This is a genomic window from Tenacibaculum aquaeponti, assembly GCF_057221555.1.
Genome location: NZ_CM170147.1, coordinates 139251 through 153280, shown reverse-complemented (window position 1 = coordinate 153280; position 14030 = coordinate 139251). Strand labels below are relative to the sequence as shown.

Here is a 14030-nt window from a genome sequence, read left to right as displayed (position 1 = left end):
ATTTATATATTATTTATAAAAAACTTTGTATTGCTAACTTATAACTATCCAAACCAAAACCTAAAATTACACCTTTAGCATTTTTTGCAATAAAACTTTTATGACGAAACTCTTCTCTTCCATGAGTGTTAGAGATATGCACTTCTACAACTGGTGTTTTAATAGCTTTAACAGCATCGGCTATAGCTATTGAAGTATGAGTATAAGCCGCAGCGTTTAAAATAATTCCATCATAGTCGAAACCTACTTCATGAAGTTTATTTATAATTTCTCCTTCAATATTTGACTGATAATAGGAAAGTTTTGTATTAGGGAAATTTTCTTTTAACTTTTCAAAATAAGATTCAAAAGAGCTATCTCCGTATATATTAGGCTCTCTTTTTCCTAATAAATTTAAATTAGGGCCGTTTATAATTAGAAAATTCATTTTTAAAGTTTAAAAAGAATATTGATTTGAACTTCCAAAAACATCAAAAACTAATCCTAAACCTGCATATCCATAAGTAGGAAGGTTCTTTTTAACCCCTGCATAAAATAAGTTTACTTTAACATTATTGGTTACTTTATAACCTAACATTGGCTTAAAAAACACTCCTCCATTATCTCCTTCTGGAGAAATACCAATTGCAAAACCAAAATCTGCACCTACATAAAATTTTTCTTCTAAAGCTTTAAATCTAACAGCTCCACCAATAGGCAAATACATTAAAGCATCTGGTTTCGATCCATTTACTTCATTCGTTAAAAAATAAATAAAATTCAATGATGGTCCGGCATTAAAGTTTTCAAAAATTTCAAATAAATAATTCGCATCTACACCAAAAGCAGCAGAAGAAATAGATTCTAAATTTCCAACTGTTATACCTCCATTTACTCCTAGGTTCAACTGTTCTCCTTGAGAAAAACTTTTAAGAGATAAAAAAACGATTAATACTAAGAATATTTTTTTCATAAGTGATGTATTTTATGCGAATATAAAATAAAAAAAGGAGCCAAAAGGCTCCTTTTAAATATCTTTATAAGATAATAGATTACCATGCGTAACCTAATGAAACACCTAATCTTGGTAAAAATCCATCAATACTAACTGAAGAATTTCCTTTTGGAGATGCTGAAACATACTGAGCTCCGAAATTTAAATCTAAAGCAAAACCAGAATCTCCTCCTCCAAATACCCATTGGTATCCAGCTAAAGCACCACCAGAAAATGCAGAGAAACCTACATCATCACCTCCATTGTTTTTAGCAGAAGCAGAAGAATAACTTACAAATGGAGCAGCATACCATCCTCTTGGTGCATTTTTATCAGAAGAGAAATAGAATTTATATTTACCTTCAGCTCCAATAGCACTTGTACTAATTTTCTCTGAACCAGAAGTTACATCCGCTCCAGCATAAGATAATCCAATTTCAAAAGAACTGTTATCAGATACAGCTCTTTCATAAGATAAATCAGCAACACCAAATGCTAGACCTAATGGATTAGCTTTAATAACGTTTTTTTGTGCATTAGCAGCAAATCCAAAAGCAACCACAGCAATTGTTAAAAATAATTTTTTCATAATTTAAAATTTTTGATATAATTATATGTTTGTAGAAGCAAAAGTATAATTATTTTCGAAATAAAAAAGGATTTTGATAAAAAGTATAGTTTAGTTTGGATTGGGATAAAAAAATAAAAGATTATAAAACTTTCTTAAAAATTGAGAGAGGCCTTTCAATAAATTCTATTGATAGTTATGTTAGAGACATTAAGAAACTACAAAATTTTTTAATTGAATTTAAAATTTTTAAATCACCTATTTTTATTCAAAAAATAGAAATTCAAAAATTCATTTATGAAATAGCAAAAATAATTAACCCTAAAACTCAAGCCAGAATTATATCAGGCCTAAGAAGCTTCTTCGACTATCTAATCTTTGAAGGATATAGAGAGGATAATCCATTAGATTTAATAGAATCACCTAAATTATCAAGAACATTACCCGATGTATTAACAAATGATGAAATCACCAAATTAATTTCGCATATCGATTTAAGTCATCCTCAAGGAGAGCGAAATAGAGCAATAATAGAAACTATATACGGTTGCGGACTACGTGTAAGTGAATTAGTTAACCTAAAATTATCCGATTTATTTTTTAACGAAGGTTTTATCCAAGTATTAGGTAAAGGAAATAAATATCGTTTTGTACCTATACATTCAACTACAATAAAATTTATCAAATTTTATATAGAACATACAAGGAATCATATTAATCCTGTAAAGGAAGATGAAGACACTCTTTTTTTAAATCGAAGAGGGAAAAGACTCACAAGACAAATGATTTTTATTGTTTTGAAAAATTTAGCAGCCAAAAGTAACTTAAATAAAAATATTGGTCCGCATACACTTCGTCATTCTTTTGCTACATATTTACTTAAAGAAGGTGTTGATTTAAGAGCTATACAACAGCTATTAGGTCACGAAAGCATCACTACAACAGAGATTTATGTGCATTTAGATAGAAGTCATTTACAAAAAGTAGTAGAAAAGTATCATCCTAGAAATGGAAAAGTATCATCATTGAATTAGATGAAATAAAAAAAGGCAAGCTACCTACATCACACTGCTACAACCTAATACCCTTGCTGCGTTCCCGCCCTGGGGGATTCAAAGGGAGCTAGTTGTGTAGAACTTGCCGGCTGCAAATTTACAACGTTTTTTTGAATTACAAACAAAAAAAAACACATCTTTTTTTGTAACATTTTTAAAACATTGAATACTAATAAAATGTTTTAAGTAATTTTATAAATTAATAACTAATCAAATCATTAACAAACATGGAAAATCAAGCAAGTAGTAAGAGTATAATTCTTAATTATGGTGGAATATTAGGTATAATTAGTGTATTTCAAGGATTAATAATGTATGCTACAGGTAATCATTTAAAACCACATTGGTCTTTATCTGTAATAGCAATAATACTTTTAATAGTGATTATTGTGCTTGGAATAAAAAAGTTTAAAACCATTAACAATGGCTTTATATCTTTTGGTCAAGCTATTAAAGTAGGAGTTGGAATTGCTATATTTTCTGCTCTAATAAGTGTTATTTATCAATATATTTTTGTGAGTTTTATTGAACCTACTTACATGGAGCAAATGGCTGAAATACAACTACAAACTTTGGTAGACAAAGGATATAGCGAAGAACAAATTGAAGCTAGTCAAGAAATGGCTAAAAAGTTTTCTTCCCCAGGAATAACAGCAGCTTTTAGTTTAATTGGCTCTGCTATTATTGGATTTATCATTTCTGCTATTGCTGGTGCTGTAATGCAAAAAAGAGAAGAAGACACATTTTAAGCCATAATAATATTGTAACTTTACCATCTAAAACTGGTAATAATATATTCATGGATATATCGGTAATAATACCACTTTTAAACGAAGAAGAATCTTTACAAGAACTATATGATTGGATTGCAAAAGTTATGCAATCCAATCACTTTTTATATGAAGTAATCTTTATAGACGATGGTAGTACAGATACTTCTTGGAAAGTAATTCAAGATTTAGTTGAAAAAAATCAAGAAGTTAAAGCAATACGTTTTCAACGTAATTATGGAAAATCTCAAGCTTTAGATGCAGGATTTGCTGAAGCTAAAGGAGATGTTGTAATTACTATGGATGCTGACTTACAAGATAATCCAGATGAAATTCCTGAGTTATATGATTTAATTATTAAAAAAGATTTTGATTTAATATCTGGATGGAAAAAGAAACGCTACGATAATATTTTAACAAAAAATATCCCTTCAAAATTATACAATTGGGCCGCTCGAAAAACTTCTGGCTTACAATTAAATGATTTTAATTGTGGTTTAAAAGCCTATAAAAAAGAAGTAGTAAAAGCTATTAAAGTTAGTGGCGAAATGCACCGTTACATTCCTATACTAGCAAAAAATGAAGGATATTCAAAAATTGGAGAAAAAGTAGTAAAACATCAAGCAAGAAAATATGGTGTTACAAAGTTTGGTGTAGATCGTTTTATTAATGGGCTTTTAGATTTGATTACCATTTCTTTTTTATCTAAATTTGGTAAAAGACCTATGCATTTTTTTGGTTTATGGGGTTCATTAATGTTTTTATTCGGGTTTACTACTGCTTTTTATATTGGTGTTATAAAACTTTATAGAGTTTATACAAAGGTAAAAACCATATTAGTCACTGATAATCCTTGGTTTTACATTGCCTTAACATCTATGATTTTAGGAACACTATTATTCTTATCTGGCTTTTTAGGCGAATTAATAATAAAAAGTAATCCGCTTCAAAAACATTATAAAATCAAAGAAAAAATAAATTTATAACACCTCTTTTAATAAACTATGAACGATATTTTAAGTAAAGCCAAACTTTGGTTAACTGATACTTTCGATGAAGAAACAAGAAATGAAATTTCTGAATTAATAAGTAATAATACAGAAGATCTTACAGATAGATTTTATAAGAACACAGAATTTGGTACCGGAGGAATGCGAGGTGTTATGGGGGCCGGTACGAATCGAATTAACAAATATACTTTAGGAAAAGCTACGCAAGGTTTAAGTAATTATTTAAACAAAGTATATACTAATGAAGAAATAAAGGTAGCAATTGCGTATGACTGTAGACATAATAGTAAAAAGTTTGCTCAGTTGGTTGCAGATGTACTTTCTGCGAACAATATTAGAACTTTTGTTTTTGAAGACTTACGCCCTACTCCTGAGTTATCTTTTGCAGTAAATCATTTAAATTGTCATGCTGGTATTGTATTAACCGCTTCACATAATCCACCTGAATATAATGGTTACAAAGTGTATTGGACTGATGGCGGACAAATAGTTCCTCCTCAAGACGTAGAAATTATATCTGGAGTAAATAATCTAGAATTTAGCGACATCAACTTCAATAAAAAAGAAGAGCTAATTTCTTTTATTGGTGAAGAAGTTGACGAAGCTTTTTGGAATGCTTCTTTAAAAAGTGGTACATTTAATATAAAAGGTAGAGAAGATTTAAAAATTGTTTTCACTTCTTTACACGGAACATCGATAAAATTAGTTCCTGAAGTATTAAAAAGAGCTGGATATACTCAAGTTCATGTTATAGAAGAACAAGCCGAACCTAATGGTGATTTCCCTACTGTTGAATCTCCTAATCCTGAGGAACCAGAAGCATTAGCCATGGCTATCGAATATGCTAATAAAACAAATGCAGATATTGTAATTGGTACAGATCCTGATTGTGATCGTTTAGGAATTGCTGTTCGTGATACTGATGGTAACATGAAACTATTAAATGGTAATCAAACCATGAGTGTTATGACAGACTTTTTAATAAACCAATGGAAAGAAAAAGGTTTATTAAATGGCAAGCAATTTATTGGTTCTACCATTGTATCTACCAATTTAGTTAATGTTATTGCTGAAAGTTATGGTGTAGAAACTAAAGTTGGTTTAACAGGATTTAAATGGATTGCTAAAATGATTAAAGATCATCCTGAATTAGACTTTATTGGTGGTGGTGAAGAAAGTTTCGGATTTATGGTTGGTGATTTTGTAAGAGATAAAGATGCTGTAACTTCTACCCTACTCGCTTGTGAAATTGCTGCTCAAGCAAAATCTGAGAATAGTTCTTTTTACTATGAATTACTAAAAATATATGTAAAACATGGTTTCTTTAAAGAAAAACTAGTTTCACTAGTAAAAAAAGGAATGCAAGGAGCTGAAGAGATCAAGCAAATGTTAATCGATTTGCGTAATAATCCACTTTCTGAAATAGACGGTGAAAAAGTAACATTTGTAAATGATTATAAGACTTCAATCCGAAAAAATATCATCACAGGAGAAGAAGCTACGATTGATATTCCAAAATCTAACGTATTAATTTACGAAACAGAAAATGGAACTAAAGTAGCTTGTAGACCTAGTGGTACAGAACCAAAAATTAAATTTTACATCGGCACAAAAGGTTCTTTAGATACAGTTGAAAATGCAGATGTAGTTGGAAAACAGTTGGATGAAAAACTCCAACGAATTATAAAACAGTTAGGAGTTTAATGAATTACTTTAAACGAATTTTATCTTTTGTAAAACCTTACAAAAAGCGTTTTATTTATGCTACTATGTTTAATATCCTTTACGCGATATTCAATATTTTGGCAGTCATGTCTTTTTTACCAGTACTATCTATTTTATTTAATCCTGATAAAAAAGTAGAAAAACCTGTTTATGATGGAATTTCATCAACTTTTGGATACTTAAAAAATAGTTTTTATGTAGAGATTGCTAATTATATAAATGAAGAAGGAGCTGTTAATGCTTTACTTATTATATGTATCATTGTTTTGATTCTATTTTTTTTCAAGAATCTATTTTATTTTTTAGGCTCGTATCAAATGGCATATTTATCAAATGGTACAGTTAAGGATATGCGAGACAATTTATATAGAAAAATAATCTCTTTACCTATTGGATATTTTACTGAACAGCGAAAAGGAGATTTAATGTCTAGAATGACATCTGATATACAAATTGTTGAAGGGTCATTTATTTCATCTTTTGGAGGAATTGTTAGAGAACCTTTAACTATAATTATTGTTTTACTAATGATGTTTGCTATGAGTTACAAGCTAACATTATTTGTATTTATAACCTTACCTCTATCTGGTTTAATAATTTCTTGGTCTACTAAAAAACTAAAATCTAAAGCTCTACAATCCCAACAAGAAAGTGGTACTTACCTTTCTTTATTAGAAGAAACAATTGCTGGTTTAAAAGTTGTAAAAGGCTTTACTTCTGAAAATCGTTTTTTTAGAAAGTTTTCAAATTCAACAAAAAGACAAGAAAATTTAAATATACAGGTTACTCATCGTCAAAAATTAGCTTCACCGTTAAGTGAATTTTTAGGAGTATTAACAGTATTAGCAATTTTATTGTATGGAGGAAGTTTAGTGCTATCTAATAACACTAAAACTCTTAGTGACTTTGATCCTGAGTCATTTATCATGTATATTGGATTATTTTATTCAATATTACAGCCTACTAAAGCAATCGCGGGAATTTTTACTAATATTAGAAAAGGTGATGCATCTGCAAAACGTTTATATGATATTTTAGATGAAGCTAATCCTATTTTAAATATTGAAAACCCTATTGATAAAGAATCATTTACAACAGGAATAAGTTTTAAGAATATTTCTTTTAAATATGAAGATGATTATGTTTTAAAAGATTTCAGTTTAGAAATTCCAAAAGGAAAAATGGTTGCACTTGTTGGTCAATCTGGTAGTGGAAAATCTACAATTGCTAATCTTTTAATGCGTTTTTATGATGTAAATCAGGGCGAAGTATTAATTGACAATGATAACATCAAAAATGTTTCTAAAGAATCGTTACGTTCTTTAATAGGTATCGTTACTCAAGATGCTTTATTATTTAATGATTCTATAGAAAACAATTTAAAAGTTGGTAATCCGAATGCAACTGAAGAAGAAATTATTGCTGCTACAAAAGTTGCCAATGCTTTAGAATTTATTGAAAATTCTTCAAAAGGTTTTGAAACTAATATTGCAGACAGTGCTAGTAACTTCTCTGGCGGACAAAAACAACGTTTATCTATAGCTAGAGCTGTGCTAAAAAATCCACCAATTATGATTTTAGATGAGGCAACTTCTGCTTTAGATACAGAATCTGAAAAAATAGTTCAATCTGCATTGGAAAATATGATGCAAAATAGAACTTCTGTAGTAATTGCACATAGACTATCTACTATTCAAAAAGCAGATTTAATTGTTGTAATGCGAGAAGGTAGAATCGTTGAACAAGGTAAGCATGAAGACCTTTTAGCTGCTAAAGGTGAATATGCTAAACTTGTAGAATTACAATCATTTGATAGAATTTAAAAACTTCTTATAAATAGATAAATATTTTTCAAGATATAAATCAGAAGAAAAATGTTCGTTATAAAGAGATTCGATCTGTTTAGATTGGATCTCTTTTACTTTATGATAGTTTGCCACCCAACTATCAACTTCAAAATTACTTTGAACCATTTCAGGATAATACTTTTTTACAACTTTTACAGCTTCTCCCAAATCTGAACATAAAAACGGTAATCCTTGCGCCATATATTCTACTAGAGCTAATGGATCACCTTCAGAAGTAGAAGTTAATAAAGCCATTTCATATTGCTTTAATTCAGCTTGAACATTACTACAACCAGTAATAAAATGGACTCTATCCTTAAATTCAATTTTATTAATATGGTCAACCAACATTTCATAATAACCTTTTTCTCCTCCTTTTAAGCTTGGAGTATATATTGTTAAATCTTTATTTAGTGATTTTGCAATATCTATAGCTAACTTATGATTTTTTACCTTTTTAAGACTTCCAACTAAGACTAAACCTTTAGGTGTATGGTTTTCATAATTAGTTTTATAATTAAGCACAAAATTACCTACCAAAAAAACATGTTCTTTTTTAATTTTTACTTTATTAACAGCCCAATCTGTTAATAATTTAGAACATCCTATGTAAAAATGTGGTTTTAGTAGTGATTTATAAAAAAGAGGAACTCGTTTTTTTATTGCTATTTTACCATAATGATCATGAAAAATCACTGGTTTTTTGACGCTTTTAAATAGCATTGCTTTTTTAACAAAACGATAATTCTGACGCATATGTACATGTACAATATCTGCATCTTCTAGTTCTTCTACTAAATTTTTATAAGCTTGAATTTTGTTTTGATTTTCTTTCAAAAAAACAACATCAACCCCCTGATCTATAAACTCTAATAATTTTCCTTTATTTTTAAATAAAATAAGTTTTACATCATAGCCTTTTCTATGAAATAGATTAACTAAATTAAGACATACTCGTTCTGCCCCACCTAAACTTAATTGATCTATTACTTGTACTATTTTCATACTTAAAATTCAGTTTGTGCTACTAAACCTATCTCTTTTGCTTTCTTTATCATAAAGTTGTAAGAAGCTTCATATTCATTAGGTATTTCTCCTTCTAAAATAGCTTCCTTAATTGCTTCTTTAATTTGCCCTATTTCTCTACAAGGTTTTAAATTGAAAGTTTTCATAATTTCCTCACCTGTAATTGGAGGTTGAAAATTACGAACTCTATCTCGCTCTTCAACTTCCTTGATTTTAAGACGAACAATTTCAAAATTTTTATGATAACGTCTAAATTTCTTTGGGTTTTTCGTTGTAATATCCGCTTCACACAATATCATTAAACTATCGATATCGTCTCCTGCATCAAAAATTAATCTACGAACAGCAGAATCTGTTACTTCAGAAGCTAATACAATTGGACGAGAACTTAATAACACCATTTTCTGTACAAACTTCATCTTATTATTCAGCGGCATTTTTAAACGCTTAAATAATTTGTAAACCATTTTAGAACCAATAAATTCATGAGAATGAAATGTCCACCCATTTCTTTTATCAAACTTTTTTGTTGGAGCTTTTCCTATATCATGTAATAAAGCAGCCCAACGTAACCAAACATCGTTTGTATTTTCAGAAATATTATCAACTACTTCTAATGTATGGTAGAAATTATCTTTGTGAGTTTGCCCTTCAACTTCTTCTACTCCTTTTAAAGCGATTAATTCAGGTAAAATTTTATTTAATAAACCCGTTTTTTCTAAAAGTAAAAAACCTATCGAAGGCTTTGGAGAAGCCATTATTTTATTAATCTCATCTACAATTCTTTCTTTGGTAATGATTTTAATTCGTTCTACATTACTTTTAATTGCATCTAATGAAGTTTTTTCAATTGTAAAGTTTAATTGAGTTGCAAAACGAATGGCTCTCATCATACGCAAAGGATCATCTGAATATGTAATATCTGGATTTAATGGCGTTCTGATTGTTTTTCGATCTAAATCACCAATACCATCAAAAGGATCTAATAATTTCCCAAAAGATTTAGCATTTAAGCTTAACGCTAAAGCATTAATTGTAAAATCTCTTCTATCTTGATCATCTTGTAACGTACCCACAGACACTTCAGGGTTTCTACTATTTTCCGTATATGATTCTTTTCTCGCTCCAACAAACTCAACCTCAATATCATTAAAACGTAACATAGCTGTTCCGTAGGTTTTAAAAACCTGTACTTTAGGTTTGTTTGGCAATAAACTTGCTACTTTTTGAGCTAGTTCAATACCACTTCCTATAGTTACAACATCTATATCTTTGGCATTTCCGCGTTTTAAAATAAAATCACGAACAAAACCACCAATAACATAGCTATCTAAACCCAATTCATCGGTTGCTTTAGTTATGTATTCAAAAACTTTATGTGTTAGTGCTTCTTTAAAAAATTGATCCTGCATAAACTCTATTCTCGTATCACTATTACTTTTTCTCCTTCTAATTTGAGTATCGTTGATGATTTCTCAGATACTTTATTTTGATGCAAATTTACTATATAATCAACATCATCCAAAATAGACTGTTCTATTTCAGAAAAAGATTTAGGAGTTGGGTTTCCGCTAACATTTGCTGATGTAGACACAATTGGCTTTCCAAACGTCTTTATTAATTCTTCACAAAACTCATCTTTGGCTATGCGAATAGCAAGTGTGTTATCCTCTTTATTGATAATGTTAGCAGCAATACCCTTTGGATTTTGATAAATTATTGTTGTTGGTTTTTCTGTTTTTTTAAGTATTTCTTTAGCAACATCAGGAACTGAAACATATTGTTCTAGCATTTCAAAGGAACTGACCAAAACAATTAAACTTTTACTTTCTTCTCTGTTTTTAATCTTATAAATCTCTTGTACTGCTTCAGAATTTGTTGCATCACATCCTAATCCCCAAACTGTATCTGTGGGATATAATATTGTTTTTCCTTTATTTAATTCAGTTACAACTTCGCTTATCATCATAATTTCGTTTTAAAATATGAAGGTTTACTTCTAAAAATACTCCTTTCGTAAATTATATCTTACGATACAGAAATTATATTACTTTAAAACCGCTAATTTACATTATGTTTGTTATAGTAAAACTATATTGAATGCATAAACATAAAATTAGTGCTGCACTTATTACTTTTAATGAAGAGCAAAATATTGCTCGTACATTAGAAAAATTAGTCTGGTGCGATGAAATTGTGGTTATTGATTCTTTTAGTAGTGATGATACTGTAGAAATTTGTAAATCTTACGGAGCAAAAGTTTTTCAAAAAGAATTTAATGGATATGGTGAACAGAAAAGCTTTTTAGTGAGTAAATGTTCTTATGATTGGGTTTTATCTATTGATGCTGATGAAGTTTTAACTAATGAGTTGATAGATGAAATAAAGACTGAGTTCTGTAAGGAAAAAATTCCCTATAAAGCTTATTTTATAAACAGAAAACATGTTTATTTAGGAAAAATTTTTGAATATGGATATTTAAAAAACACTCCTATTCTAAGACTTTTTAATAAAAATAATGCTGGATTTTCTGATAAAAAAGTTCATGAAACTGTTGAATACAAAGGAGCAAAAGGAAGATTTAAAAACTTCTTCTACCATTACACTGCAAATTCTGTAGAACAAATTAATTTAAAGAAAAACAGATATGCATCATTAGTATCTGAAGAATATTTTAAACGAAAAAAACGAGTAAATATAATTTTACTTGTCTTTAAATATCCATTTACTTTTTTTAAGGAATATGTGATTCGAGGAAATATGTTTAATGGTTATGAAGGCTATGTTTGGAGTACTTATATAGCAGAATATAGTGTATTAAAATATTTAAAATTAATAGAAAGACGTAAGAAATTAAGAAAGTAAATATTCTTTTACTTTTTCTTGGATTAAAGCACTACTAAACTCTTCTTCTATTTTCTTTCTTCCTTTTTTTCCCATTACAGTCATCATAGCTTTGTTATTAATGAAAAATTCAATTTTATCACTGAATTTCAACACATCGTCAAAAGGAAGTAAAAAACCATTTTCTTTATCTTCTATAATTTGACCGTTACTACTTATATCAAATGCTATTGTTGGTTTTTCGCAAAGCATAGCTTCTGCAAGAACATAACCAAAACCTTCCCATCTAGATGGAAGTAAGAAAATATCAATACTATTCATAAAACTTTTTGGATTCTTAATAAACCCTAAAAGAATTATTTCATTTTCCAAATTACACTTTTTAATTTTCTCTTGTAAAACTTCTTCTAATTTACCAGTTCCACCAATTAGTATTTTAAAATTCAATGCCCTTTTTCTTAGCTCCAAAGCTAATTGAATTAAAAACTCTTGATTCTTTTGAAAAACCATTCTTCCTAAATTCCCTAAGACAATTTCATCATCGTTTTTTGTATACAAAACTTCGAAAGCTAAATCATCAAATTTAGATATGTTTATTCCATTCGGAATTACAGTAATTTTATTTTTAGGAAATAAATTTTCATTTTTTTCATTGATAGTATGTTTAGTAGCTTCAGAATTTGCTAAAACTTCATTTAAAACATTTTTAAAAAAATATCTATTTATGAATGTGTTTTTTATTGGAATGGCACTTCCTCTTCTATAAATTATTCGATTTACTTTAGCTTTTTTAGCTGCTAAACCTCCAAGTTTCATATCTTCGGAAGAATTCATAACAATCGTAGAAACGTTATGATTTATTAGAAAAGCAGCCACATTTGTAACCTTCTTTGAATTTAAATAACTAAAGTTTGAAACTTTAACTTCTTCATATGGAATACCAACCGTATTTACTTTTTTTTGAAGTTCGCTATTTGGAGAGACAATAACCAAAACCTTAATTCCTTTTAAGAATAGATAAGATGACATTTCGTAATGCCATTTTTCTCCACCTCCCCAAGTTTTTGTGGAATTAAAGAAGCATATTGTTTTGTTATTATCCATGTAAAACCGATTTGTATACTTTCATTAATTGATTTGCAATAGCTTTATCATTAAATTTTTGCACAAATACATATCCCTGCTCTGCAATTACTTTTTGTTTTGTTTTATCGTCTAGCAATGTAGTAATTTCTAAACTAAGTTGCTCGATATTATAAGGTTCTACATAAATTGAATTTGGCCCACCAGCTTCTGGAAAAACTCCTCCATTTGTTGTAATTACTGGAGTTTTGGAATATAAAGCTTCTATAATAGGTATTCCGAAACCCTCGAAAATACTTGGATAAAGAAAAACTTTTGCTGCTTGATATAATGTTGCCAATTCTTTTAAATCTACACCTCCTAAAAAAATGACTTTATTATGTAAATTATTAGTATTAATATATTCTTGAACCTCATCATAGTATTTTGTTTTCCTACCAGCTACAACAAGTGTAATATCAATATCTTTAATTGCTTTTACAATACTTAATAAGTTTTTTCTTTCCTCTATCGTACCAACATTTAATATAAATTGATCTGGTAAATTGAACTTTTTCTTTACTATGGTTTTTTGTTCTTCTGTAACTTTTTCTTTGAAAATAGCATGACAGCCTTGATAAACAACATCTATTTTAGAAGGATCTACTTTTAAAAACTCTATAATATCCTGTTTGGTTTGTTCACTTATTGCTATAATCCTGTCTGAATTATGTGCTGCATATTTAAACTTATTAAAGTGTATTTTTCTATCGAAAAAAGAATATAATTTTGGGTAACGAACAAATATTAAATCATGTATTGTAACAATAGATTTTGTTCCTGTTTTATGTAGATTCCTAGGAATTTCTCCTGATAAACCATGATATACTTGAATTCTATCTTTTTTTATTTGATTGTTTATTGGACCTTGCCTCCAAATCGAGGAAAACTTCTTCCAAAATTTCGTTTCTGGAAGTATTTCTGTGAGTTTACTCATATCTAACCGATCTACTTTTTTCGGCTTGGTATTATACAAGTAATAATCTTCATCAGGAAAATATTCTGATAAAATTCGAATTAGATCTCTACTATAATTACCTAATCCAGTAGTATTATGAAATGCTCTTTTGGCATCAAAACCTATTCTCAT

The 14030-nt window shown here is 28.8% G+C and carries 14 protein-coding genes and 1 other RNA gene; 6 read left to right on the top strand and 9 right to left on the bottom strand.

Going from position 1 to position 14030, the window contains the following annotated elements:
- Nucleotides 1-13 precede the first annotated feature (13 nt).
- The 3 genes from aroQ to AC2TEO_RS00745 all read right to left on the bottom strand — a co-directional run bounded on the left by aroQ (nt 14) and on the right by AC2TEO_RS00745 (nt 1562).
- Nucleotides 14-427 (bottom strand): type II 3-dehydroquinate dehydratase, encoded by a 414-nt coding sequence (aroQ, locus tag AC2TEO_RS00755; protein WP_442266276.1) that lies wholly within the window; start codon nt 425-427, stop codon nt 14-16.
- 9 nt (nt 428-436) lie between these two features.
- Entirely contained in the window at nt 437-952 is a 516-nt protein-coding gene (locus tag AC2TEO_RS00750; RefSeq protein ID WP_442266275.1) for a hypothetical protein, read from the bottom strand.
- 79 nt (nt 953-1031) lie between these two features.
- Nucleotides 1032-1562, bottom strand: coding sequence for a DUF3575 domain-containing protein (locus AC2TEO_RS00745; protein ID WP_442266274.1), 531 nt, complete (start codon nt 1560-1562; stop codon nt 1032-1034).
- A 95-nt stretch (nt 1563-1657) separates the two neighbouring features.
- Here AC2TEO_RS00745 and AC2TEO_RS00740 point away from each other — a divergent pair, with 95 nt between their 5' ends.
- The gene (locus AC2TEO_RS00740) at nt 1658-2575 is read left to right on the top strand and encodes a site-specific tyrosine recombinase (RefSeq protein WP_442266273.1); all 918 of its coding nucleotides are present in this window, start codon (nt 1658-1660) and stop codon (nt 2573-2575) included.
- Nucleotides 2576-2585: 10 nt separating this feature from the next.
- Here the strand turns inward: AC2TEO_RS00740 and ffs are convergent.
- Nucleotides 2586-2684: signal recognition particle sRNA small type (gene ffs / locus AC2TEO_RS00735), an RNA gene on the bottom strand.
- Between the two features lie 139 nt (nt 2685-2823).
- Between ffs and AC2TEO_RS00730 the strand changes: the two genes are divergently transcribed.
- The 4 genes from AC2TEO_RS00730 to AC2TEO_RS00715 are packed head-to-tail and all read left to right on the top strand — an operon-like array spanning nt 2824 to nt 7924.
- Entirely contained in the window at nt 2824-3345 is a 522-nt protein-coding gene (locus tag AC2TEO_RS00730) for a DUF4199 domain-containing protein (RefSeq protein ID WP_442266272.1), read from the top strand.
- Between the two features lie 50 nt (nt 3346-3395).
- Complete coding sequence (locus tag AC2TEO_RS00725; protein ID WP_442266271.1) at nt 3396-4352, top strand: glycosyltransferase family 2 protein; 957 nt, start codon at nt 3396-3398, stop codon at nt 4350-4352.
- 18 nt (nt 4353-4370) lie between these two features.
- The gene (locus AC2TEO_RS00720) at nt 4371-6080 is read left to right on the top strand and encodes a phospho-sugar mutase (RefSeq protein ID WP_442266270.1); all 1710 of its coding nucleotides are present in this window, start codon (nt 4371-4373) and stop codon (nt 6078-6080) included.
- Entirely contained in the window at nt 6080-7924 is a 1845-nt protein-coding gene (locus AC2TEO_RS00715) for an ABC transporter ATP-binding protein (RefSeq protein WP_442266269.1), read from the top strand. The genes AC2TEO_RS00720 and AC2TEO_RS00715 overlap by 1 nt, the downstream gene beginning before the upstream one ends.
- Here the strand turns inward: AC2TEO_RS00715 and AC2TEO_RS00710 are convergent.
- The 3 genes from AC2TEO_RS00710 to AC2TEO_RS00700 are packed head-to-tail and all read right to left on the bottom strand — an operon-like array spanning nt 7907 to nt 10943.
- Complete coding sequence (locus AC2TEO_RS00710; RefSeq protein ID WP_442266268.1) at nt 7907-8953, bottom strand: glycosyltransferase; 1047 nt, start codon at nt 8951-8953, stop codon at nt 7907-7909. The two genes, AC2TEO_RS00715 and AC2TEO_RS00710, sit on opposite strands and share 18 nt — an antisense overlap.
- A 2-nt stretch (nt 8954-8955) precedes the next feature.
- The gene (locus AC2TEO_RS00705) at nt 8956-10386 is read right to left on the bottom strand and encodes a CCA tRNA nucleotidyltransferase (RefSeq protein WP_442266267.1); all 1431 of its coding nucleotides are present in this window, start codon (nt 10384-10386) and stop codon (nt 8956-8958) included.
- 5 nt (nt 10387-10391) lie between these two features.
- Complete coding sequence (locus AC2TEO_RS00700; RefSeq protein WP_442266266.1) at nt 10392-10943, bottom strand: L-threonylcarbamoyladenylate synthase; 552 nt, start codon at nt 10941-10943, stop codon at nt 10392-10394.
- Nucleotides 10944-11074: 131 nt separating this feature from the next.
- On the opposite strand from AC2TEO_RS00700, the gene AC2TEO_RS00695 reads away from it, so the two are divergent.
- Entirely contained in the window at nt 11075-11839 is a 765-nt protein-coding gene (locus tag AC2TEO_RS00695) for a glycosyltransferase family 2 protein (RefSeq protein WP_442266265.1), read from the top strand.
- Here AC2TEO_RS00695 and AC2TEO_RS00690 read toward each other — a convergent pair.
- Together AC2TEO_RS00690 and AC2TEO_RS00685 are read right to left on the bottom strand one after the other, a co-directional pair.
- Nucleotides 11828-12922: a glycosyltransferase family 4 protein gene (locus tag AC2TEO_RS00690; RefSeq protein ID WP_442266264.1), complete on the bottom strand. Its 1095-nt coding sequence runs from the start codon at nt 12920-12922 to the stop codon at nt 11828-11830. The two genes, AC2TEO_RS00695 and AC2TEO_RS00690, sit on opposite strands and share 12 nt — an antisense overlap.
- Complete coding sequence (locus AC2TEO_RS00685) at nt 12915-14030, bottom strand: glycosyltransferase family 4 protein (protein WP_442266263.1); 1116 nt, start codon at nt 14028-14030, stop codon at nt 12915-12917. Before AC2TEO_RS00685 ends, AC2TEO_RS00690 begins: the two co-directional genes overlap by 8 nt.